This is a genomic window from Arthrobacter sp. 35W, assembly GCF_000482545.1.
Taxonomy (GTDB): Bacteria; Actinomycetota; Actinomycetes; order Actinomycetales; family Micrococcaceae; genus Specibacter.
The window spans coordinates 158,688-181,360 of sequence record NZ_KI519454.1; the positions used below are offsets into that span (position 1 = coordinate 158,688).

Consider the following 22,673-nt stretch of genomic DNA (forward strand, 5'->3'; position numbering starts at 1 on the left):
TACCAGGGGAGGACAGGCCTGGGCGAATATAGGCCCAAGGAGTGATGGCGTGAGGTGTTTCACCATGCGAAACTGATACAGACCGCCGGCCCCAGGAGAGGAATCGTCCCCACGTGGACTTCTTGCACATCATGCACCAGCTCAATGAGCTGATTGTCCACTCGGCCAACCAGTGGTGGGTGGTTCCGATGGTCACGCTCTTCTGCCTGATCGATGGCTTCTTCCTCTTCCTGCCCAGTGAAACCGCCATTGTGGCCCTGTCCTCCGTGTCGGCGCGGATCGGCGAGCCGAACATTTGGCTGCTGCTGCTCGGCGGCGCCGTGGGCGCCATCATCGGTGACAACATTGCCTACTTCATGGGCCGCAAACTCGGCACCACCCGCTTTCGGTGGATGCGCCGGCCGCGTGCCGCCAAGGCCTTCGACTGGGCCAAGATGGAGCTGAACAAGCGCGGGGCAATTCTGATCTTTACGGCGCGTTACATCCCGGTGGGCCGCATCGCGGTGAACTTCACGGCCGGAGCCACCCGGTACCGCTGGCGCAGGTTCTTTGTGCTGGACTTCATCGCGGCCTTCACCTGGGCTGGCTACGGCGTCGCCATCGGCACCCTGTCCGGCAGCTTCCCGTTCCTGCACGACAACCCGCTGATCGGGATTGGCATCGCCATTGTCTTCGCCATCATCATGGGCTTTGTGGTGGACCACGCCATGAAGCTGCTGCACGGTGTGCTGGACAAGCGGTCACGACGGCGGCTTGCTGCGGCCGGCACGGCCGCAGCCGCCCCGGCGGCATCCGCTGCCGCCGCACCGCTGGCCGAGGTGGCGGTGGAGGTGGCGGTGGATTCCGGTCTGGGGCGCCCGAGGGGGAACTAGCGCCGGCGCTGCCGCGTCCATAGAGTGGACCTGTGACTGAACTTTCTGCAGATTCCGCGTCCACGTCCATCGATTTCCTTTCCCTTCCGAAGGTTTCACTGCACGACCATCTGGACGGCGGCCTGCGCCCGTCCACGATCATCGAGCTGGCCGCGGCGGCCGGGCATGAACTGCCCGCCACGGAGCCGGACACCCTGCGCCAGTGGTTCCAGGACTCCGCCGACTCCGGCTCGCTGGTGCGCTACCTGGAAACCTTCGACCACACCATCGCCGTCATGCAGACCCGCGAGGGCCTGGAGCGCGTGGCCAAGGAATTTGTCGAGGATCTGGCCGCCGACGGCGTCATCTACGGCGAGGTCCGCTGGGCCCCCGAGCAGCACCTCACCCAGGGCCTGAGCCTTGACGACGCCGTCGAGGCCGTCCAGGCCGGTCTGGAGGCCGGCATCGAGGTTGTCGAGGCGGCCGGCGGCCACATCCAGGTGGGCCAGCTCATCACCGCCATGCGCCACGCCGACCGCGGCCAGGAGATCGCCGAGCTGGCCGTCCGCCACCGCGACAAGGGCGCCGTGGGCTTCGACATCGCCGGGGCCGAGGACGGCTTCCTGCCCTCCCGCTTCAAGGACGCCTTCACCTACCTGGCCGAGAACAACTTCCCGGCCACCATCCATGCCGGCGAGGCAGCAGGCCTGGAGAGCATCCAGGACGCCCTGGTGCATGGCCGCGCCCTGCGCCTGGGCCACGGCGTGCGCATTGCCGAGGACATCCTCATCGAGGACGAGGACGTCGATGGGGAGACCGTCAACATGGTCACCCTGGGCCGGCTGGCCTCGTGGGTCCGCGACCGCGCCATCCCGCTGGAGCTGTGCCCGTCCTCGAACCTGCAGACCGGTGCCATTGCAGGATTCGGCGACACCGTGGAGGACCACCCCTTCGACCTGCTGTACCAGACGGGCTTCCGCGTCACGGTGAACACCGACAACCGCCTGATGAGCGGCGTGACCCTCACCGGCGAGTTCGAGCTGCTGGCCGAGACCTTCGGCTACGACCTGGAGGACTTCCTGGAGCTCACGCTGAACGCCGTCGAGGCCGCCTTCATCCCGCTGGAGGCACGCGAGGCGCTGGCCGACTACATCGCCGATGTCTACGGCGACCTGCTCGAGGCCGATGGCGCCGAGTCCTAGCCTGCCGGCGGCCGCCCCGGGTGCTTCGGTGCCCGGGGCGGCAGTCGACCGCCTGCTGGAGGTGGTGGCGGCGCTGCGCCGACACTGTGCGTGGACGGCGGCGCTGACCCACGAATCCCTGCTGGCGTATCTGATCGAGGAATCCTACGAGCTGGCCGAGGTGGTGGAGGCCGGCCCCGGCGAGCCCGACGCCGCCGAGCTCAAGGGGGAGCTGGCCGACATTTTGTACCAGGTGCTGCTGCATGCCCGGCTGGCGGAGGAACGCGGGGCCTTCGCCCTGGCCGATGTGGCCGACCATCTGAGCGCCAAGCTGATCCGCCGCAACGGCCATGTGTTCCGCCCCGACGGCAGCCTGCAGGACCATTTCCCGGACTCGATCGCGGAGATCGAGCGCAGCTACGCCGCGGCCAAGGCCGCCGAGCGCGCCGTAGCCGCGGCCGAGGTTGGCGGGGATGCTGGACTGGGTGCGGCCGGCCCGGATGCCGGCTCGGATGCCAGCGCGGATGCCGGCGCGGGGGAGCGGTCGGCAGCTGCCGGATCGCCCTTTGCCACGCTGCCCTCATCCATGCCCGCCCTGGCGCTGGCCGCCAAGACCCTTGAACGTGCCGAGGTGGCCGGACTGCAGGTTGCCGTCGCCAGCACAGGCGCTGCCGGCACGGCTGACAACCCAGGCGCCCCCCATGGCGCTGCCGTTCGCGGCAGCACCGCCGAGGCCGGCAATCCGGCCCTCGATGCCCTGGCGGCTGCCGGGGCCCCGCAGACGGAGGACGAGCTCGGGGAGCTGCTGTTCGCCGTCGTGCGCTCCGCCCGGGCCCACGGGCTCGACGCCGAGCGCGCCCTGCGCACGGCCATCCGCCGCGTCCACGCCGCAGGCTGACGCAGCCTGGCCGGTGATGACGCAGTTCCCCGTCCAGGATGCGTTTCCTACCGCGTCCTGGACGGGGAACTGCGTCCTGAACCGTCCTGCGTGGAGATCCGGCGGACGGGCCGCTACTCGGAGAGCAGCTTGTAGATGCTTCGCCGGGCCTCATCCAGCGCCGCGGTGGCGGCGTGGAGCTGCTCCTCGGTGCCGTCCGAACCGATCTGGTGCACGGCGCCCATGAGCTTGCCGATGCTGGCCCGCAGGTCCGCTCCGGCCCCGCTCTGCTGGCTGATGCCCTCCCAGACCTGCGCCATTTCCTCGGGATGGGTGGCCACATACTCGCGGCCGGCATCGGTCAGGCCGAACTCGGTCCGCCGGCCCTCGCCGGAGGCCTCGATCAATCCCTCCGCCTGCAGCGCCGCCAGGGCGGGGTAGATGGAGCCGGGGCTGGGCCGCCAGGCGCCGTCCGTGTGGATGGCGATGGCCTTGATCAGGCCGTAGCCGTTGTAGGAATGGCGCGACAGCAGCGACAGGATGGCGCTGCGGACATTGCCCTTGGGGGCGCGCCCGCCGGGGCCAAAGCCCGCGCCGAACCCGCCCATCCCCGGGCCAAAGCCCCCCGGGAAGCCTGCACCGAAGCCGGCGCCAAAGCCGGGGCCGAAGCCGCCGCCAAAGCCGCGGGGTCCGCCCGGGCCGCGGCCGCGGCCATGCGGGCCGCGCGGTGCCTCGGCGTCGGGGCCCTCAAAGCCGCCCTCGCCGCCGGGCATCCGCGGATCGTGGTGCGTGCGGCCCTGGCTCTTTGCGGCACCGGGGCGCCGGCGGCCCGGGCGTGGGCCGGGGAAGGGGAACTGGAAAGTTGGATCTTGGATGTTCATCTGAATTCCTTTGCAAGCCCCGCATGGGGGGAGGTTGCTGGTGGTGGGCCGAGGCAGCTGCCGATCGGCGGGAAGGGGGCGGCGGAGTGGCCACGCCGGGGGTCCCCTGGGGCCAAAGGCCCGCCGCGAATTACTATCGCGATACATCAACGATATATCGCTATGAATTCCGACGTCAAGAGTCCGGGCAGGAAAGTCGCAAAAGCGGGCCAGCCGCGCCGACCCGCTAGTCTTAAGGGGACAGCGAGGTCACCATTCATCCGCTCGACAGCTCAGATTAGGAGCCATTCGTGGCCATTATTGATGCCATTCACGCCCGTGAAATCCTGGATTCCCGCGGCAACCCCACCGTTGAGGTTGAGGTTGGACTCAGCGACGGTTCTGTTGGCCGCGCGGCCGTCCCCTCCGGCGCCTCCACCGGCGCCTTCGAAGCAGTAGAGCGCCGCGACGGCGACAAGGACCGCTACCAGGGCAAGGGTGTCCTGGAGGCCGTCGACGCCGTCATCGACACGATTGCCCCGGCTCTGATCGGCTTCGACGCCACGGACCAGCGCCTGATCGACTCCACCATGCTGGACCTGGACGGCACCCCCAACAAGTCCGTGCTGGGCGCCAACGCCATCCTGGGCGTTTCCTTGGCCGTGGCCTCCGCTGCCGCCACCTCGGCAGACCTGCCGCTGTACCGCTACCTGGGCGGCCCCAACGCCCACGTGCTGCCCGTGCCGCTGATGAACATCCTCAACGGTGGCTCTCACGCCGACTCCGACGTCGACATCCAGGAATTCATGGTTGTCCCGCTCGGCGCCTCCACCTTCTCCGAGGGCCTGCGCTGGGGCGTTGAGGTCTACCACAACCTCAAGGCCGTGCTTCAGGAAAAGGGCCTCTCCACCGGCCTGGGCGACGAGGGTGGCTTTGCCCCCAACCTGCCGTCCAACCGCGCCGCACTGGACCTCATCACCGAGGCCATCAAGCGCGCCGGCTACACCCCGGGCAAGGACATCGCCCTGGCCCTGGATGTCGCCTCCTCCGAGTTCTTCAAGGACGGTGCCTACCAGTTCGAGGGCAAGGCCCTCTCCGCTGCCGAGATGAGCGCCTACTACGCCGAGCTCGTCGCCGACTACCCGCTGGTGTCCATCGAGGACCCGCTGGACGAGGATGACTGGGAAGGCTGGAAGACGCTGACCGACGCCATTGGCGACAAGGTCCAGCTGGTGGGCGACGATCTCTTCGTCACCAACCCGGAGCGCCTGAAGCGCGGCATCGACGCCAAGACGGCCAACTCGCTGCTGGTGAAGGTCAACCAGATCGGCTCGCTGACCGAGACCCTGGACGCCGTGTCCATGGCCCAGCGTGCCGGCTACACCACCATCACCTCGCACCGCTCCGGCGAGACCGAGGACACCACCATCGCCGACATCTGCGTGGCCACCAACGCCGGCCAGATCAAGACCGGCGCCCCGGCCCGCTCCGAGCGCGTGGCCAAGTACAACCAGCTGCTGCGCATCGAGGAAGAGCTCGACGACGCTGCACGCTACGCCGGTTTGAGCGCCTTCCCGCGTTTCACCGCAAAGTAAGTGCCCGCGACTGGCTAAGGTGAAAGCTACACCTTAGCCAGTCAGCGGCACGGCCCGCCTGCCCCGCCGGGCAGGACGCCGGGCCGGCGCACCACCGATGGAGAAGTATGGCCACCCGCCGCCCGAAGATGCCCCGGGCACAGCAAGCCCCCGGTTCGTCCGACGGAGCCGGCTCCAGCACGGACACGGCTGCGGGCCAACCCGGCACGTCCACAGCGTCCGGCGCCCCTGCGGGCGCCACCGGCGGCAGGGCCGCAGCCTCCACCCCGAAGGGCGCGGCTGCCAGTGCTCCCGCGCCCGCGGCAGGGAGCCGGAAGTCCAAGGCCGGCACGCGGGCCGGCAATGGCCGGCACCCGGACGGGGACAATGCGGCGCAGGGCCCCGCGCCCGTGCCTGCCAGAGCCTTTTCCGGACGCCTGCTGGCCCTCGCCGTCGTACTGGTCACCATTACGATTCTGCTGGCACCGGCAGTGCACACCTTCCTGCAGCAGCGGGCGGAGATCTCGGCCCTCCAGGCGGACATCGCGGCCAAGGAGAAGCAGCAGACCGAGCTGTCCACGGCCCTGTCCCGCTGGGACGATCCGGCCTACATCAAACAGCAGGCCCGCGAACGGGTCAACATGATGATGCCGGGGGAGACCGGCTACTGGGTCTTTGACAACGGCGGCGGCAGCGCCGCCCCGGCGGACGGTGCACCAGCCGGCACGGGCCAGCGGCCCGACGGCACCAACCTGCCGTGGGTCGACGGGCTCTGGGAATCCATCAAGCGGTCGGCCGCCCCGTAGGCGGCACGCACCAAGCTTCAACGAGCACCACTCATCAACAAAATCGGAAGGACGCCGGTGAGCGCATCAGCATCCCCAGCAACACCTGGCCGGGAGCCCTCCCAGCTTGACCTGGACACCCTCAGCCGCCAACTGAACCGCCCCGTGCGCGATGTGGTGGAGATCCCCGCACGCTGCGTCTGCGGCAATCCGCTGGTGGCCGCCACGGCCCCGCGGCTGAGCAATGGCATCCCGTTCCCCACCACGTTCTACCTGACGCACCCCGTCATCACCGCCGCCGTGTCGCGGCTGGAGGCTGCCGGTGTCATGAACGAGATGACCGACCGCCTCGGCACCGATGCCGGGCTGGCCGCCGCCTACGCCGGCGCCCACGAGGCCTACCTGCAGGCCCGCCGCGAGATTGGCGAGCGCGCCGGGACCGGCCCCGTGCCGGAGATCGACGGCATTTCCGCCGGCGGCATGCCCACGCGCGTGAAGTGCCTGCACGTGCTGGTGGGCCACGCCCTGGCCGCCGGCCCCGGCGTCAACCCGCTGGGCGACGAGGCCATCGAGGCCCTTGCCGAGTGGTGGACCCGGGACCGCTGCTACTGCGCCGGCGCCTGGGACGATGCCGCACCCGTGCCGGACAAGGACCTCAGCCGCCACGTCAAGCACCTGAACCAGAACCAGAACTAGAAGCAGGCCAGGGCACGCCGGCCCCCGCCTCCGCGGGGCCGGCCGCCGCACCGAGAACCAAGGAGCACCCATGCGCGTTGCAGCCATTGACTGCGGCACCAATTCCATCCGTCTGCTCATTGCCGACGTCCACGATGGCTCGCTGGTGGATGTCCACCGCGAAATGCGCGTGGTCCGCCTTGGCGCGGGCGTGGATGCCACGGGGCTGCTGGGCCAGGAGGCGCTGGAGCGCACCTTTGCCGCCGTCGATGACTACGCGGAGCTGATCCGCAGCCACGGGGCCGCCACGGTCCGCTTTGTCGCCACGAGCGCAACCCGCGACGCCGGCAACAGGGATGTGTTTGTGGCCGGCATCCGGGAACGGCTGGGTGTGGAACCCGAGGTGGTCAGCGGCGCCGAGGAGGCCGCGCTGTCCTTTGCCGGCGCGGCCAGCGTGCTGCCGGACATGGACGGGACCTCCGTCCTGGTGGTGGATCTGGGCGGCGGGAGCACCGAATTCGTTCTGGGCTCCGGCGACGGCGTCCAGGCCGCCCTCAGCACCGACATGGGCTGCGTGCGCTTCACCGAGCGGCACCTGCGCTCCGATCCGCCGTCGGCCGCCGAAATCGCGGCCGCGGAGGCCGAGATCCACGCCCACCTGGACACGGTGCTCGACGTCGTCCCGCTCGGCGCTGCCCAGCAGCTGGTGGGGGTGGCGGGCTCCATCACCACCATCACCGCCCAGGCCCTGGGCCTGGCTGCCTACGACCCAGCACGGATCCACGGTGCCGCCGTGGACGCCGCGCGCATCGAGGCGGCCTGCACCGAGCTCCTGGCCATGACCCGCACCGAGCGGGCGGCCCTGGGGTTCATGCACCCGGGCCGGGTGGACGTGATCGGCGCCGGTGCGTTGATCTGGCGCACCATCGTGGCGCGCCTGGGCACGTTGACCGGCGGCCGGGTGGATGGGGCCACCAGCAGTGAACACGACATCTTGGACGGCATCGCGCTCGGGATCAACCCCTGAGCACCGATGCCTCCGCGGCCCCGGACGGACAGTGCGTCCGAAGGAGCCACCAGGGAATGGAACCACGCCAGATGACCCAGACGCGATCCCACAGCCGCAGCACCGCCACCGGCGGCCCGGCCCGAATTCCTGCCCTTGTCCTGGCCCTGCTGTTGTGCCTTGCGGCACTGGCCGGCTCGATCGCCGGCGCCCCGGCTGCGCACGCCGACGACATCCGCAACCGCGAATACTGGCTTGACGCCTATGGCATCACCAAGGCCTGGAAGGTGTCCAAGGGCGCCGGGGTCAAGGTGGCGGTCATCGACAGTGGCGTGGACGCCTCGCATCCGGACCTTGCCGGCGCCGTGGTGGGCGGAACGGACCTCTCCGGCTCCGGCGACCCCAAGGGCGTGAAGGGCGTGGGCGCCGAACCCGAACACGGCACCCTCGTCGCCACCATGCTGGCCGGCCGCGGGCATGGCACCCCCGGACCCTCGCCCGCCCCGGCGGAGTCCGCAGGCGCCGGCCCGGACGGCGTCGTCGGTGTGGCTCCTGAGGCGGAGCTGCTGACGGCCTCCGTCTGGCTGGGCAGTGTGAACCCCTCCGGAAAGAGCATCGACGAGCAGATCCCGGCCGCGGTGCGCTGGGCCGTGGACAATGGCGCCCGCGTCATCAATATGTCCCTGGGCAGCACGTCCACCTCCTGGCCGCAGAGCTGGGACGATGCCTTTGCCTACGCGGAGGCGAAGGACGTGGTGATCGTCGCGGCCGCCGGCAACCGCAAGAGCGGCAGCGAGCAGGTGGGTGCGCCGGCCACGATCCCCGGAGTGCTGGCCGTGGGCGGACTGGACGCCGATGGCACGGCCAGCCAGGACTCCTCCAGCCAGGGCATCAGCATTGGCGTGAGCGCTCCGGCCGAAAACCTCGCCGGCGGGCTGCCGGGCGGCGGCTACGCCCGGTGGAGCGGCACCAGCGGCGCGGCACCCATCGTGGCGGGTGTGGCGGCGCTGATCCGGTCCAAGTACCCGGACATGCCGGCCGCGCAGGTCATCAACCGCATCATCAAGACCGCCAAACCGGCTGGGGACCCGATCCCCAACGCCATCTACGGCTTTGGCAAGCTCGACGCCGAGGCCGCACTGAGTGCCGACGTCCCGCCGGTGACGGTGAACCCGCTGGGCTCCATGGCGCAGTGGATCACCGTCCACCGCCGCGGCGCCCAGGAACCCCCGGCCGAAACGTCCACGCCGAGCCTTCCGGCGTCGATCGCCCCGCCCACGCTGGCGGACCCCACGGTCCCGGCCGCCCTGGCCGCGGCCCAGTTGGACAGCCAGCTGCCGATGGTGCTGGTGGTTGGCTTTGCCGGCCTGTTCCTGGCCATCATCATTGGCGGGGGGACCCATCTGATGGTGGCCCGGCGCCGCACTGGCCCAGATGATGCCGCCGATCCCGCCACCGGAGCGCTGCCGGTGGCCACCTCGCCTCCGCCGCGGGAGCACCACCGGCATCTGGACCGCTGAAACGCCGGATTTCAGCCCCTGCGGCCATGTGACGAACGCTAGTGAATGTTTTCACAAACTCTTGTACGATTGAGATATGGCACTCACTCCCCAGTATCAGGATCGTCCGCGCGTTCTCGTAGTCGGCGGCGGCTACGTTGGCCTCTACGTTGCACTGAAGTTGCAGAAGAAGATCGCAAACTCCGGCGGCATCGTCACGCTCGTTGACCCGCTGCCGTACATGACGTACCAGCCCTTCCTGCCCGAGGTGGCCGGCGGAAACATCGAGGCACGCCACGCCGTCGTCTCGCACCGCAAGCACCTCAAGCAGACCGAGCTCATCCAGGGCCGCGTCACCAACATCGACCACGCGAACCGTACAGCCGTGATTGCCCCGGCCGACGGCGGCGAGCCCTTCGAGCTGCCGTACTTCGACGTCGTGCTGGCCGCCGGCGCCATCACCCGCACCTTCCCGATCAAGGGTCTGGCGGAGAACGGCATCGGCCTGAAGACCATTGAAGAGGCCGTTGCCCTGCGCAACCAGGTCCTCTCCCTCATCGAGAAGGCTGCCTCCGAGGCCGATCCGGCCAAGCGCAAGGCCGCCCTGACGTTCGTCGTGGTGGGTGGCGGCTTCGCCGGCATCGAGACCATTGCCGAGCTGGAGGACATGGCCCGCGCCGCCGCCAAGTTCAATGGCCGCGTTGATGTCTCCGAACTGCGCTTCGTGCTGGTCGAGGCCATGGGCCGCATCATGCCCGAGGTCACCGAAAAGCAGGCCGAGTGGGTTGTCGAGCACCTGCGCAGCCGCAACATCGAGGTTCTGCTGAACACCTCGCTGGCCAACGCCGAGAACGGCCACCTCCAGCTGATCAACATGGCCGACAAGTCCTCCGCGGGCGAGTTCGACGCCGAGACCCTCATCTGGTGCGCCGGCGTCATGGCCAACCCGATGGTCCGCTCCACTGACTTCCCGCTCGAGCCCCGCGGCCGCGTGAAGGTCGGCACCGACCTGCGCATCACCGATGAATTCGGACCGATCGAGAACGCCTGGGCAGCCGGCGACATCGCCGCCGTTCCGGACCTCACCGGCGGCCTGCCGGATGGCACCTGTGTGCCGAACGCCCAGCACGCCCTGCGCCAGGCCAAGCGCCTGGCCAAGAACCTGTGGGCCAGCCGCTTCAACAAGGCACTGGTGGAGTACAAGCACCACAACCTCGGCGCCGTCGCAGGCTTTGGCCAGTGGAAGGGTGTTGCCAAGATTCTGGGCATCCACCTCAAGGGCTGGCCGGCCTGGGTCGCGCACCGCGGCTACCACGGCCTGGCCATGCCCACGGTGGAGCGCAAGTTCCGCGTGCTGATGGACTGGTTCGTGGCACTGTTCGCCGGCCGGGACACCACCCAGCTGATCGACCTGGACCAGCCGCGCGCAGCCTTCGTGGCCGCCGCGACGCCGGCCCCGAAGCCCGCAGCCGCTCCGGCCGCAGCCGCTCCGGCCGCCGAAACCAAGGCTCCGGAGGCGGCTCCCGCTCCGGCCGAAGCCAAGGAATCCGTCAAGGCGGACTCCTAGCAGCGCCAGTCGTACAGCGCGACGGCGCCCGCCCCCGAACCGGGGCGGGCGCCGTCGCCGTTTAACCACGGCATCCAGCGGGCGGGCCTTTCTGGCCGGCACCGGCTCGCCTACGCTTGATGCATGATCATCCGCAATGAAACGCCGGCCGACCGCCCCCGCATCCTGGAATTGGTGGCGGAGGCCTTCGCAACGGACGAGGTGCCTGCCGATGAGGTGGTGGAGGTGCCGCTGCTGCAGCAGCTGTTCGACTGCGCGGACTATCTCCCGGGGCTGTCGCTGGTGGCCGAGCTGGACGGCAGGGTCGATGGACACGTGATCTGCACGCGCGGCTGGATTGGCGACGTCCCGGCCCTGGGCCTGGGGCCGCTGGCCGTCACGCCGGAGGCCCAGCGCGACGGCGTCGGCAGCGCGCTGATGGAATCGGTGATTGCCGCTGCCGAGGCGGCCGGCGAACCGGCCATCGTGCTGCTGGGCCACACCGGGTACTACCCCCGCTTTGGCTTCGTCCCCGCGTCCTCGCTGGGCATTGAGGCGCCGGACGCGGCCTGGGGCGGGCACTTCATGGCCCTGCCGCTTGCCGCGTTCCACTCCGGCATCCGCGGCCCGTTCCGCTACGCGGAGCCCTTCAACAACCTCTAGCCGTTTTCCGTCCACCGCCGGGGTTCCAGTAGTCTTGGTGAGCAGTCCGCGCCCCCGTGGCCGGTGCGCCCCAGTAGCCCAATGGCAGAGGCACCAGACTTAAAATCTGTTCAGTCAGGGTTCGAGTCCCTGCTGGGGCACCAACAAAGCCGCAGTCCGGAGGCCCCCCAAAAGGGCTTCCGGACTGCGGCTTTTGCCGTCCCCCGCGCGATGGCGGGGCCAGGATCAGCTGGTGGCCAGAACGACGTCGTCGAGGTACATCCAGCTGTCGTCGTTGGGGGAGGGGCCATCCTGGTGGACATTGAACCAGAGCGTGATGGTCTGGCCCTTGTAGGCCGTGAGGTTGGCTGTCACCTTGGTCCATCTGCCGCTGTCGCTGTTGAGCTTGAACAGGCTGGCCAGGGTGGTGCCGTTGGCGGCGCGCACCTGTGCCTCCATCCAGTCCCGCCGGCAGGTGGTCCCGCCGCCGCAATTGCGGTCATTGGTGTGGGGCTGGTACCAGAACGTCAGCGTGGAGGTTCCGGTGGCGGGGACGGTGATGGTCTGGGACACGCTGCTGTCGCCGAGGGGTTCCCTACCGCTGGTGGTTCCAAGCAGTGCCGATCCCTTGCCGGTGTGGGCGGTCGTGGCTGCCCTTGGCACCGTGACGCCGCCGGTGGTCCAGGACGCGAGCGCGGATTCAAAGCCGCCGTTGGCGATGGCTGCCACCGTCGGCGCCGCCGGTGTGACGGCCGCGGAGGGGGCGGAGGCGCCTGACGTGCCGATGGCGTTGGTGGCCGTGACGGTGAAGGTGTAGGCGGTGCCATTGGCGAGCCCTGTGACGGTGGTGCCGGTGGGCGGGGGAGTGCCGACGACGGCGATGGGGGGTTGGGCGGTTCCGGCGGCGTAGGGGGTGACGGTGTAGGAGGTGATGGCGGAGCCGCCGTTGTTGGGTGCGGTCCAGGACACCGCCGCCGTGGTGTTCCCGGCCACCGCGGCCACCCCAGTCGGAGCCGCTGGCGCCGTCGGAGCGGGGGCCGTGACGGTGATCGGATTCACCACCGACGCCGTGCCGCCCCGGTTGTCGGTGACTGTCAACTTCACCTGGTAGGTCCCGCCCGCGGCATAGGTGTGCACTGGTTTGGCTCCGGTGCCGGCTGCCGAGCCGTCGCCAAAGTCCCAGCCGTACGAGGCCACCGTGCCATCCGGATCGGATGACGCCGACCCGTCAAAGGCCGCCGCTAGATTCACGGCCGAGGAGGTGAAGGCCGCCACGGGCGCCTGGTTTGGCACTGGCGGCGTCTGCCCCAGGGCTTGGGCGACGGTCTGCACGGAGGTTGTTCCGTTGGCCGTCCTGGCGGCCAGCCAGGTGATGAAGGTGTTGAACAGGGTGGGGCTGATGGTCAGGGTGGGGTCCGTGCCAACGGCGATGTGGTGGAAGGTCAACTGCACCCAGCCGCCGCCGTGCGTCTCGGCATTGGTGACCAGATCCTGCAGGTTCTTCAGGGTCCAGGTGCTGTCGACCTCGTCCGGGGCGGCCGTGTTGTACGGATTGGCCGGCGGGATGGTTTCGGCGTACTCGCAGGATCCGCAGCTGCCGGGGGATCGGATGTCCCCCAGATTGCGGGCGCTGGCGTACCCGCAGTTCTTCACGAGCTGTTCGACCCTGGAGTTTTCCGAGGCAAAGGGATAGGCGAAGTTGGTGACGTTGAATCCCCAGCCGATGAGGGTGGTCCGTCCGTTGCAGATCTCGGCCGTGGCCGCGGAGGAGGAGATCGTGGTCAAATCGGGGTGGGTGACGGTGTGTCCGGCGATCTCGTTGCCGTCGGCGGCGAGGGTGTTCAGGTTCGCCCGGGTCAGCCAGGTTGGCTGGCCGATCCAGCTCGTGGTGATGAAGAAGGTCCCCACCAGGCCGTTGGCCTTCAACACCGCAGCGGCGGCCATCTGGTCGGCATTGCCGTCGTCGAAGGTCAGGCTGACAATCGTTGTCGGCACCGTCGCTGCGGGGGCCGGCGCCGCGACGGAGAACACCATGGCACCGGCGAGCAGCACGATGGACGGTGCGGCGCTCCACCGGAACCACCGGCTCCGAAGTCCAGGCCCTGCCCCGCGCCAGTGCGGCGCGGGCCCGTGGTGCTGTCGGAACAATGCCAGTGGACGCTTCATGGGAACCCCTTCATCCGGCCGGCCGCGTGGAGGCCGGCGCCTGGGCGGGCCGCAAGGGCGGCCAAACGGCAGCCTAGGTGCCAGGATTTCGGGGCGTCTACGGTGGATGCTACTTGTCTATTGGGCGGCACCACTCGGCTTTGCCCGCCGGCGGTGCCGCCGTCCGACGTCTAGCCGGCGTTGATGGCGGCCTCGACAGCCACTGCATAGCCGGAGCCTTGGCCCAGGGCATTGGGGTGGAGGCTGCCGGGCAGGGTGGGGTTGGCTAGGTCGAAGTTGATCCACTGTGCCGTTGATGGGTAGCCGTGTCCGGCGAAGATTCCCGCCACATCGACAAAGCCGGCCCGGTTTGCGGCGGCAGTTCCGGCCACGACGGCGTTGAGCTGGTCCGTGGCCGCATTGACGGCGGTGGATGCCTGCACCACCGGCGCCGGAAACTGCAGAGCGGTCATGGCGGCAGGTTCGAACAGGTGCGGGTATCCCGCCACCAAGATTCTGGCATGCTTGGCCTGGCCCCGGATGGAGACGATCAGTGCCGTGAGTCTGCCCGGCAGCTCGCCCATGGCCACCGCGGCATTCTGCAGAGCCGCCTGGCAGCCCACTGTGGCCGGATCCGGCAGGCAGGACGCCGCGACAGCACCCGAGCCGACGTCATTGCCACCCACCGTCACGGTGACGACATTGGCCGCCGGATCCAGCGAAGGAACCTGCGACGCCTGGACGACGGCGGTTGTGGCGCCGAAGCAGCCCAGGTTTCCGCGGAATTGCAGGCCCAGCGCCGCGGCACCCACCACGGAATACGCCTGCGCACTGCGCTGGCACGGTCCGGCTTCACTGCCGGCCCCGTACCCTGCGGCGTAGGAGTCGCCAAGAGAGGTGTATTTGATGGATTTGGCGGAGGCGGCAGGGTCTTTCCCATTGCCACCATTGCTGGTGCTGGCGGCCGTGGCCGGTGCGGCCATGGCTCCGGCGGCCAGCGCAAACGATACTGCTGCGACGGCGCCAAATCGGGCCGTGCGTCCCGTCAGGGACCAGAGGTTCGCTGTCATGGGCCCCACCGTACAGTCGCGGGCGTCGACGGGGATAGGACTCCGCTTGGCTGATTCCGCCCGGGAACAAAACTGCTCCGTCAAACGTCTACTTGTTAGGGTGGGGACATCACTTGCCCCCTAATTTGGAGGACTAGCATCATGGCCGTCGGTGGAAACCCGGTATTTGCCAAAAACAAGACATTCAACGATCCGCAGGCCGCTCGTGGCCAGCTGGCCAACCAGGGCTACCTGGGGGCCGGGACGGCGTCGTCGGCTGCCCAGTCGCAGATGACCAGCCAGCAGCTGCAGGATCTGTACAACGCCCCGTCTGCCGGCCCCGGCAAGACCGGACGGATGACCTTTGACGATGTCATCATGAAGACCGTCGCCACGCTGGCGCTGGTCCTGGTGGGTGCCGCAGCGGGCTGGATCTTCCCGATCCTGACCATCCCCGGCATGCTCATCGGCCTGGTGCTGGGCCTGGTGAACTCCTTCAAGAAGGAGCCGTCGCCGCCCCTGATCCTGATCTACGCCGTCGCCGAGGGCATGTTCCTGGGCGGTCTGAGCCAGGCCCTGGAGTCCGTCTACCCGGGCATCGTGGTCCAGGCCGTCATTGGCACGCTCTCCGTCTTCGCTGTGACGCTGGTGCTGTTCAAGAGCGGCAAGGTCCGGGCGACGCCGAAGATGGTCAAGTTCTTCATGATCGCCATCGGCGGGTACCTGGTGTTCTCGCTGATCAACCTCGGCCTGATGCTTTTCAACGCCACCTCCAGCCCGTGGGGGATCAACTCCATGGACATTCCGGGGACCAACATCCCGTTCGGCCTGGTCATCGGCCTGCTGGCCATCGGTCTGGCGGCCTTCTCGCTCATCATGGACTTCACGTCCATCCAGCAGGGCGTGCAGAACGGCGCACCGGCGAAGTACTCCTGGACCGCAGCCTTCGGCCTGACCGTCACCCTGGTGTGGCTGTACGTGGAGATCCTGCGTCTGCTGGCCATCCTGCGGGGCAACGACTAACAGCAACGACTTAACAACTGAGGCGCAGCAACTGCTTGAAATCTACCGATTCCGAGCAGTTGCTGCGCCTCAGTTGTGTCCGCTAGACGATCCGGCGGGCGCCGGCCGCGGGGGAGACGGCAAAGATGTCCGGGGTCGTGAAGCCGGCGGCCGCAAAGGCGTCCAGCACGGCGGTGCGCACGGTGGCCTCGGCCGACGCCGGGATCAGCGCGATGGCGGAGCCGCCGAAGCCGCCGCCGGTCATCCGGGCACCCAGGGCGCCGTTGGACAGTGCCGTGTCCACGGCGAGATCCAGCTCGGGGCAGGAGATCTCGAAGTCGTCGCGCATGGAGGCGTGGCTGGCCGTCAGCAGGTCTCCGATGGCCGAGGGGCCGGAGGCCTCCAGCACCGAGACCGTCTCAAGGACACGCATGTCCTCGGTGACGATGTGGCGCACGCGGCGGAAGGTCTCCTCATCCAGCAGGCCGGCGGCCTCGGCGAGGTCCTCGGCGTCGACGTCGCGCAGGGCGGCAACGCCGAGCACCTCGGCGCCCAGCTCGCAGGAGGCGCGGCGGGCCGCGTAGCCGCCGGTGGCATGGGCGTGGGTGACCTTGGTGTCCACCACGAGCACGATCAGACCGGCGGCCGCCAGAGCCAACGGAACCAGCTGGGAGGCCTGGCTGCGGCAGTCCAGGAAGACGGCGTGGCCGTCGGTGGAGAGCAGCGAAGCGGACTGGTCCAGGATGCCGGTGGGGGCTCCCACCACCTCGTTCTCCGCGCGCTGGCCCACCAGGACCAGGGCGCCGGGGGAGAGCTGGGCATCCAGCAGTTCGTTGAAAGCCGTGGCGACGGCGCACTCGATGGCGGCGGAGGAGGACAGGCCGGCGCCGGTGGGGACTGTGGAATCCAGGAACAGATCGAAACCGCCCACGGCCACGCCCTGCTGGCGCAGCACCCAGACGACGCCCAGCGGGTAGGCGGTCCAACCGGACATCGAATCGCGCGAGAGCGTGTCCAGATCAACCTCCACCACGCCCTGGTTGCCGTAGCTGGAGACCAGACGGGCAGTGTTGTCACCGCGCAGCCGGACGGCGACGTTGGCCGTGCGGTCGATGGCGAAGGGCAGCACAAAGCCCTCGTTGTAGTCGGTGTGCTCACCGATGAGGTTCACCCGGCCCGGTGCGGCCCAGATGCCGTCCGGGGCTGCCCCGAAGAGGCTGGTGAACTGCTGTGCCAGAGCGGTGGGGGAAAGGGCGGTGCTCATGCGGAGAGGACTTTCTGTGCGGCGGAGGTCGTGCGCAGGACGGCGGCAGTCTGCTCGGGGGTGGTGTCGTTGATGAAGGCGCCCATGGCGGCCTCGGAGCCGGCCAGGAACTTCAGCTTGTCCGCGGCGCGGCGCGGTGAGGTCAGCTGCAGGTGCAGGCGGCCGGCCGGGCGGTAGAGCGCGTCCACCGGGGCCTGGTGCCAGGCGGCAATGTACGGTGTGGGGGTGTCGTAGAGGTTGTCCAGGCGGCGCAGCAGGTCCAGGTACATGGTGGAGAGCTCATCGCGCTCCGCGCCGTTCAGGGCCGCGATGTCCGGCACGTGGCGGTGCGGGGTGAGGTGGATTTCCAGCGGCATGTGCGCGGCGAAGGGCACATAGGCGCTGAAGTGCTCGCCCTCCAGGATCATCCGGTCGCCGGAGCTGCGCTCGGAATCCAGGATGGAACCGGTCAGCGTGGCGGTGCCATCGGCGTCGTCGTAAAAGCGGCGGGCGGCCTGGGCCATCACCAGTGCGCGCGGGGTGATGTACGGGTAGGCGTAGATCTGCCCGTGCGGGTGGTGGAGCGTGACGCCGATTTCCTGGCCGCGGTTCTCGAACGGGAAGACCTGCTTGACGCCGGAAATGGCGCTGAGGGCCTCGGTGCGGTGCGCCCAGGCATCGATCACCGTGCGGGCACGCCCGGGCGTCAGCGAGGCGAAGGAGCCGGTGTGCTCGGGGGTGAAGGCCACCACCTCGCAGCGGCCGAACGCCGTGCCAGTGGTGCCCCAGTGCGGGTGCTCCGGGGCCAGCCCGGTGGCCGGGCCCAGGGAGGGGAAGCGGTTCTCGAAGACGGCGACGTCGTAGTCGTCGCCGGGGATCTCCGAGAGGTTGGCCCCGGTGGTGGGGCACAACGGGCACTGGTCCGCCGGGGGCAGGTAGGTGCGGCTCTGGCGGTGGGCCGCGATGGCCACCCAGTCGCCGGTCAGGGCATCGAAGCGGATCTCGCCGGTGTCGGCCTCCGAGCGGAGTTCCAGTGGGCGCGTGTCAGCCGCGCTGTGGTCCTTGGCGTGGGTGCCGTCGTCGAAGTAGATCAATTCCCGGCCGTCGGCCAGCCGGGTGCTGGTGGCAATGGTCATCGTGCGGTTCCGCCAATCGTGGAGTGTGTGGAGTGCAGGGGGGTGTATCCGGCCGATTCCTCCGCAGGGTCGTTCGCCACCAGGAGGTGGTTGACCAGCGGACGGAACATGGCCAGCGTGGGGGAGTCCACGCCGTCGTCCGTGATGATGGTGTCCACCCGGCTCAGCGGCGCAATGGAGGCCAGCGAGCGGACATTGAACTTGCTGTGGTCGGCCAGCACCACGAGCACGCGGGTGGCCTCGGCAAAGGCGGCGTTGGTGTCCGCCTCCTGCAGATTGGGGCTGGTCAGGCCGCGCTCGTGGTCGATCCCATGGACGCCCATGAAGCAGATGTCCGTGTTGAGCCGGCTGATGGACGCGCGCGCCACGGGCCCCACCAGGGCCTCCGAGGGGGTGCGCTCGCCGCCGGTGACGATGACCTTGGGTGCGGAGCTGTGCTGCTGCTGGTGGATCACCTCGGCCACCTTCAGGGAGTTGGTCACCACCGTCAGATCGTCCACCTGGTGCAGCATCGTGGCCAGCAGGTAGGTGGTGGTGCCGCCGGTCAGGGCCACCGTCATGCCCGGTTCCAGCAGGGACAGGGCAGCGGTGGCGATGGCGTTCTTGGCCTCCGGCTCGCGGTTCGCATTGGAGGAAAAGCCGGGCTCAACGGCGCTGAGCCGGGACAGGCGGGTGGCGCCGCCGTGGATCTTGCGGGCCAGCCCGGAGGTGTCCAGGGCCTCGATGTCGCGCCGGACGGTCATTTCGCTGACGCCCAGCACTGTGGCAAGCTCTGCAACACGGACAGCCTCGTGGTGCTGGAGCTCCCTGAGGATGCGGGACTGCCGCTCGGGTGCCAACATCGTATTCTCCTGCCTGTGGTCCCGTTCCGGCGGGTGTGGCCGGTGATCGGGCATTTCAAATTCGAAGAGATTCAAACAAAATATAACACCCGGTCGAACGCTGCGCCAGAGCATTCTGTGGTGTGACGCACACGTGCGCCGGCCGTGGCCCGTGCCGGTCCGGCCGGCGGACGCTGCTGTGGCGCGGCGGGCAAAAAGTTGTACCGTGGTGCCATGAACCCAGCGACCTCCACTGCCGCCCTGCCCTGCGCCACCGGCGCCCAGTTCACCCTCACCCGCGGCGGCGCCGTAGCACAGGTGGTGGCGCTGGCCGCCGGTCTGCGGCTCTTCGCCCGCGACGGCGTGGCCCTGACCGAGAGCTACGCGGACCACCAGATTGCGCCGGGCGCCGCGGGCATCACGCTGGCCCCCTTCGCCAACCGCGTGGACGGCGGCCGCTGGCTGCTGGACGGCGCGGTGCAGCAGCTGGACATCACCGAGGTGGACCGGAACAACGCGATCCACGGCCTGCTGCGCAACACCGCCTACACGGCGCTGGAATCCTCGGCGCACCATGTGCTCCTCGAGGCCGCCATCCACCCCCAGCACGGCTTCCCGTTCCTGCTGCGCCACCAGGTGCGCTACACGCTGGGTGAGGACGAAAACCTGCTGGTGGAGCAGACGCTGCTCAACGACGGCGCGGCCCGGGCCCCGTATGTGCTGGGCGCCCACCCCTACCTGTGCCTGGGCTCCGTTCCCACCGAGGAGCTCACCATCACGGTGCCCGCCGCCACGGTGGTGCTGGCCAACGAGCGCCTCATCCCCACCGGCACCGCCGCCGTAGGCGGTGCAACGGACGCCGCCTCGGCCGCCGCGGGAGTGCCCGGCGGCGGCGTGGACCTGCGTGCCGGCCGCCTGGTGGGCGGGCTGTCCCTGGACAGCGCCTTCACCGGCCTGGATTTTGCCGGCGGCCGCGCCACCACCACATTGACGGCCCCCGATGGGCGCACGGTGTGGCTCTGGCAGGAGGAGGGTGCCGCCTATGTGCACATCTTCGCCACGGACAAGTTCCCCGGCCGCACCAAGGCCGTGGCCGTGGAACCGATGACAGGGCCCGCCAATGCCTTCAACTCCGGGGACGGCCTGAACTGGCTGGAGCCCGGCTCCAGCGCCACGCTGCGCTGGGGGATCGGCGCCAGCCTGTAGCCCACCGGCGACGGATGGTGGACGCGGTTTCAGTATTTTTCCACTCTGGGGAAGTATTGGACCATGAAACTCGTTGCAGATCGGACCGCCCCCGCGCCCTTGGACGCCGACGCCGATGTGTCCTACGGTCTCCGGGTTGCTGCCGCCTGGGCCTGGCGCCTGGGCCTGGTCATCGTCGTCGTCGGCGGGATCCTGTGGCTTTTGAGCATGGTCACCCTGCTGGTCATCCCCATCATGGTGGCCGCCCTGCTGGCCGGATTGCTGCGCCCCATCGTCAATTGGCTGGTGAAGATCGGCCTGCACCGCGGCCTGGCCGTGGCCATCACGGAGCTCGGTCTGCTCGGTGGTGTGCTGGGCGCCCTGTTCCTGGTGGGCCGGCAGATGGTGGCCGGATTCGGCGCCCTGAAGGAACAGGCCGCTGCGGGTCTTGACCAGGTGCTGACCTGGCTCTCCGAGGGGCCGCTGCAGCTGAGCTCGGACCAGATCAGCGTCTACATCAACGACGCCGTCAAGGCGCTCCAGCAGAACAGCAGCTCCATCCTTTCCGGCGCGCTGAACTTTGGCACGAGCGCCGGACACTTCGCCGCGGGTCTGCTGCTGACCCTGTTCATCCTGATTTTCTTCCTCCTGGAGGGGGAGCGGATCTGGACCTTCCTGGTCGGCCTGCTGCCCAAGCGCAGCCGCCGCGCCGTTGACGGTGCCGGGCACCGCGGCTGGATCTCCATGGTCAACTACGTGCGCATCCAGCTGTTTGTGGCGGCCGTGGACGCCATCGGCATCGGCGTAGGCGCCGCGGTCATCGGCGTCCCGCTGGCCCTGCCGCTCGCGGTGCTGGTGCTGCTGGGTTCCTTCATTCCCGTGATCGGTGCGCTGGTCACCGGCGCCGTCGCCGTCCTCCTGGCCCTGGTCGCCAACGGCTGGGTGAACGCGCTGATCATGCTGGCCATTGTGCTGCTGGTCCAGCAGGCCGAGAGCCACCTGCTCCAGCCCCTGGTCATGGGCCGCGCCGTCTCGCTCCACCCGGTGGCAGTGATCCTGGCCGTTGCCGCAGGCTCCGGCGTGGCGGGCATCCCCGGCGCCCTCTTCGCGGTGCCGCTGCTGGCGGTGGCCAATTCCGCCATCCGCTACATTGCCTCCCGAGGCTGGGCGGAACTGCCCGACGCCGAACCTGGGCCGGGCACGCCGCCGTCGACCCTCCCCTCCAACACTTTGACCCCTGAAGCTGCGGCGCCCTCCGGCTCCGCAGTGCCGCACATCGAGAAAGAGAACCGCTAGTGAACGCCCTGAGCGATCTTCCTGTAACCCTCAAAGACGTCGAAGCAGCCGCGGAGCTGTTGGCAGACATTACCGCCGTGACGCCCATTGAGAGTTCGCGGGCGCTGGGGGCCATCTGTGGCGCGGATGTCTATTTCAAGTGCGAAAACCTGCAGCGTGCCGGTTCCTTCAAGGTCCGCGGCGCCTATGTGCGCATGGCCAAGCTGGATGCCGCCGAGCGTGCCCGCGGCGTGGTGGCGGCCTCCGCCGGAAACCACGCCCAGGGTGTGGCCGTCGCCGCGAAGAGCCTGGGCATCAAGGCCCGCATCTACATGCCGCTCGGCGTGGCCCTGCCCAAGCTGGCCGCCACCCGAAGCCACGGCGCCGAGGTGGTGCTGCACGGCCACAATGTGGACGAGTCCCTGGCCGAGGCGCAGCGCTACGCCGATGAGACGGGCGCAGTGTTTGTTCACCCCTTCGACAATGTGGACGTGGTGGCCGGACAGGGCACCATCGGCCTGGAGATCCTGGACCAGCTTCCCAACGTGGACACCGTGCTGATGGGCGTGGGCGGCGGCGGACTGCTGGCCGGTGTGGCCGTGGCCATCAAGACCCGCGCCAAGGAGCTGGGCCGGGAGATCCGCATCATCGGCGTGCAGGCGGAGAACGCCGCCGCCTACCCGCCCTCGCTCGCCGCTGACGCCCTGGTGCCGCTGAAGAAGGTCTCCACCATGGCCGATGGCATCGCCGTCGGGCGCCCCGGGCAGCTGCCCTTCTCCATCATCCGCGAACTGGTGGACGACGTCGTCACCGTCAGCGAGGATGCCCTGGCCCGGGCCCTGGTGTTCATGCTGGAGCGCGCCAAGCTGGTGGTGGAGCCGGCGGGCGCCGTCGGCGTGGCGGCCCTGATGGAGGGCAAGATCGAAAACCCGGGCACGACGGCGGTGATCCTCTCCGGCGGCAACATCGACCCGATGCTGATGCTCAAGGTGATCCAGCGTGGTCTGGCCGCGGCGGGCCGGTTCATGACGGTGCGGATGATGCTGGACGACCGCCCGGGCTCGCTGGCCACCATTTCGCGCATCATCGCCGAGAACGATGCCAATGTCACCGGCGTGGACCACACGCGTGTGGGCGGCTCGATCTCCATGGGCGATGTCTCCATCACGGTGAACCTGGAAACCAAGGGGCATGAGCACTGCGAGCTGGTGCTGACGGCGCTCCGCGCGGAGGGCTTCCAGCCGATCGTCGTGCACTAAAACGACAACTGGGGCGCAGAAACTGCAGAGAATCCGCGGATTCCGTGCAGTTTCTGCGCCCC

The 22,673-nt window shown here is 69.1% G+C and carries 20 protein-coding genes and 1 tRNA gene; 15 read left to right on the forward strand and 6 right to left on the reverse strand.

What is annotated here, in order from left to right; translation table 11 throughout:
• Positions 1–113: 113 nt before the first annotated feature.
• Genes K254_RS0100750 through K254_RS0100760 form a run of 3 tightly spaced genes read left to right on the forward strand, consistent with a single transcriptional unit; the run spans position 114 to position 2,930 of the window.
• Positions 114–872 (forward strand): DedA family protein, encoded by a 759-nt coding sequence (locus K254_RS0100750; protein ID WP_026553781.1) that lies wholly within the window; start codon positions 114–116, stop codon positions 870–872.
• 32 nt (positions 873–904) lie between these two features.
• Positions 905–2,053 (forward strand): adenosine deaminase, encoded by a 1,149-nt coding sequence (locus K254_RS0100755; protein WP_026553782.1) that lies wholly within the window; start codon positions 905–907, stop codon positions 2,051–2,053.
• Positions 2,054–2,081: 28 nt separating this feature from the next.
• Complete coding sequence (locus K254_RS0100760; RefSeq protein WP_035748828.1) at positions 2,082–2,930, forward strand: MazG nucleotide pyrophosphohydrolase domain-containing protein; 849 nt, start codon at positions 2,082–2,084, stop codon at positions 2,928–2,930.
• 113 nt (positions 2,931–3,043) lie between these two features.
• Here the strand turns inward: K254_RS0100760 and K254_RS0100765 are convergent, their stop codons facing one another.
• On the reverse strand, positions 3,044–3,682 hold the full coding sequence (locus tag K254_RS0100765; protein WP_026553784.1) for a PadR family transcriptional regulator: 639 nt from the start codon (positions 3,680–3,682) through the stop codon (positions 3,044–3,046).
• A gap of 398 nt (positions 3,683–4,080) precedes the next feature.
• On the opposite strand from K254_RS0100765, the gene eno reads away from it, so the two are divergent.
• From eno to K254_RS0100805, 8 genes are all read left to right on the forward strand, one after another.
• Positions 4,081–5,364 (forward strand): phosphopyruvate hydratase, encoded by a 1,284-nt coding sequence (gene eno, locus K254_RS0100770; protein ID WP_026553785.1) that lies wholly within the window; start codon positions 4,081–4,083, stop codon positions 5,362–5,364.
• 107 nt (positions 5,365–5,471) lie between these two features.
• Entirely contained in the window at positions 5,472–6,149 is a 678-nt protein-coding gene (locus K254_RS0100775; RefSeq protein ID WP_026553786.1) for an FtsB family cell division protein, read from the forward strand.
• Positions 6,150–6,206: 57 nt separating this feature from the next.
• Positions 6,207–6,824 carry a DUF501 domain-containing protein gene (locus K254_RS21020; RefSeq protein WP_155848405.1) on the forward strand — a complete coding sequence of 206 codons (618 nt, stop codon included), beginning with the start codon at positions 6,207–6,209 and terminating at the stop codon, positions 6,822–6,824.
• Between the two features lie 70 nt (positions 6,825–6,894).
• Positions 6,895–7,830, forward strand: a complete 936-nt coding sequence (locus tag K254_RS0100785; RefSeq protein WP_026553787.1) for a Ppx/GppA phosphatase family protein — start codon at positions 6,895–6,897, stop codon at positions 7,828–7,830.
• A 71-nt stretch (positions 7,831–7,901) separates the two neighbouring features.
• The gene (locus K254_RS21025; RefSeq protein ID WP_051388613.1) at positions 7,902–9,329 is read left to right on the forward strand and encodes a S8 family peptidase; all 1,428 of its coding nucleotides are present in this window, start codon (positions 7,902–7,904) and stop codon (positions 9,327–9,329) included.
• A gap of 76 nt (positions 9,330–9,405) precedes the next feature.
• Positions 9,406–10,875: an NAD(P)/FAD-dependent oxidoreductase gene (locus K254_RS0100795; RefSeq protein WP_026553788.1), complete on the forward strand. Its 1,470-nt coding sequence runs from the start codon at positions 9,406–9,408 to the stop codon at positions 10,873–10,875.
• Positions 10,876–10,998: 123 nt separating this feature from the next.
• The gene (locus K254_RS0100800; protein WP_026553789.1) at positions 10,999–11,517 is read left to right on the forward strand and encodes a GNAT family N-acetyltransferase; all 519 of its coding nucleotides are present in this window, start codon (positions 10,999–11,001) and stop codon (positions 11,515–11,517) included.
• A gap of 67 nt (positions 11,518–11,584) precedes the next feature.
• Positions 11,585–11,660: transfer RNA gene (locus tag K254_RS0100805), tRNA-Leu, on the forward strand.
• 82 nt (positions 11,661–11,742) lie between these two features.
• Here K254_RS0100805 and K254_RS24630 read toward each other — a convergent pair.
• Together K254_RS24630 and K254_RS21035 are read right to left on the reverse strand one after the other, a co-directional pair.
• Positions 11,743–13,662 carry a PKD domain-containing protein gene (locus K254_RS24630; RefSeq protein WP_081709796.1) on the reverse strand — a complete coding sequence of 640 codons (1,920 nt, stop codon included), beginning with the start codon at positions 13,660–13,662 and terminating at the stop codon, positions 11,743–11,745.
• A 170-nt stretch (positions 13,663–13,832) separates the two neighbouring features.
• Complete coding sequence (locus tag K254_RS21035) at positions 13,833–14,711, reverse strand: SGNH/GDSL hydrolase family protein (RefSeq protein ID WP_051388616.1); 879 nt, start codon at positions 14,709–14,711, stop codon at positions 13,833–13,835.
• Positions 14,712–14,852: 141 nt separating this feature from the next.
• Here K254_RS21035 and K254_RS0100820 point away from each other — a divergent pair, with 141 nt between their 5' ends.
• Entirely contained in the window at positions 14,853–15,713 is an 861-nt protein-coding gene (locus K254_RS0100820) for a Bax inhibitor-1/YccA family protein (RefSeq protein WP_026553790.1), read from the forward strand.
• A gap of 82 nt (positions 15,714–15,795) precedes the next feature.
• Here the strand turns inward: K254_RS0100820 and galK are convergent, their stop codons facing one another.
• From galK to K254_RS21040, 3 genes are read right to left on the reverse strand one after another with little or no spacing between them, the layout of a single operon-like run.
• On the reverse strand, positions 15,796–16,956 hold the full coding sequence (galK, locus tag K254_RS0100825) for a galactokinase (protein WP_026553791.1): 1,161 nt from the start codon (positions 16,954–16,956) through the stop codon (positions 15,796–15,798).
• Positions 16,953–18,071, reverse strand: a complete 1,119-nt coding sequence (gene galT, locus K254_RS0100830; RefSeq protein WP_026553792.1) for a galactose-1-phosphate uridylyltransferase — start codon at positions 18,069–18,071, stop codon at positions 16,953–16,955. Before galT ends, galK begins: the two co-directional genes overlap by 4 nt.
• Positions 18,068–18,913 carry a DeoR/GlpR family DNA-binding transcription regulator gene (locus tag K254_RS21040; protein WP_081709797.1) on the reverse strand — a complete coding sequence of 282 codons (846 nt, stop codon included), beginning with the start codon at positions 18,911–18,913 and terminating at the stop codon, positions 18,068–18,070. The genes galT and K254_RS21040 overlap by 4 nt, the downstream gene beginning before the upstream one ends.
• Positions 18,914–19,126: 213 nt before the next feature.
• Between K254_RS21040 and K254_RS0100840 the strand changes: the two genes are divergently transcribed.
• From K254_RS0100840 to ilvA, 3 genes are all read left to right on the forward strand, one after another.
• Positions 19,127–20,098, forward strand: coding sequence for an aldose 1-epimerase family protein (locus K254_RS0100840; protein ID WP_026553793.1), 972 nt, complete (start codon positions 19,127–19,129; stop codon positions 20,096–20,098).
• 63 nt (positions 20,099–20,161) lie between these two features.
• Complete coding sequence (locus K254_RS21045; protein ID WP_081709798.1) at positions 20,162–21,373, forward strand: AI-2E family transporter; 1,212 nt, start codon at positions 20,162–20,164, stop codon at positions 21,371–21,373.
• On the forward strand, positions 21,373–22,611 hold the full coding sequence (gene ilvA / locus K254_RS0100850) for a threonine ammonia-lyase (RefSeq protein ID WP_026553794.1): 1,239 nt from the start codon (positions 21,373–21,375) through the stop codon (positions 22,609–22,611). Before K254_RS21045 ends, ilvA begins: the two co-directional genes overlap by 1 nt.
• Positions 22,612–22,673: the final 62 nt, after the last annotated feature.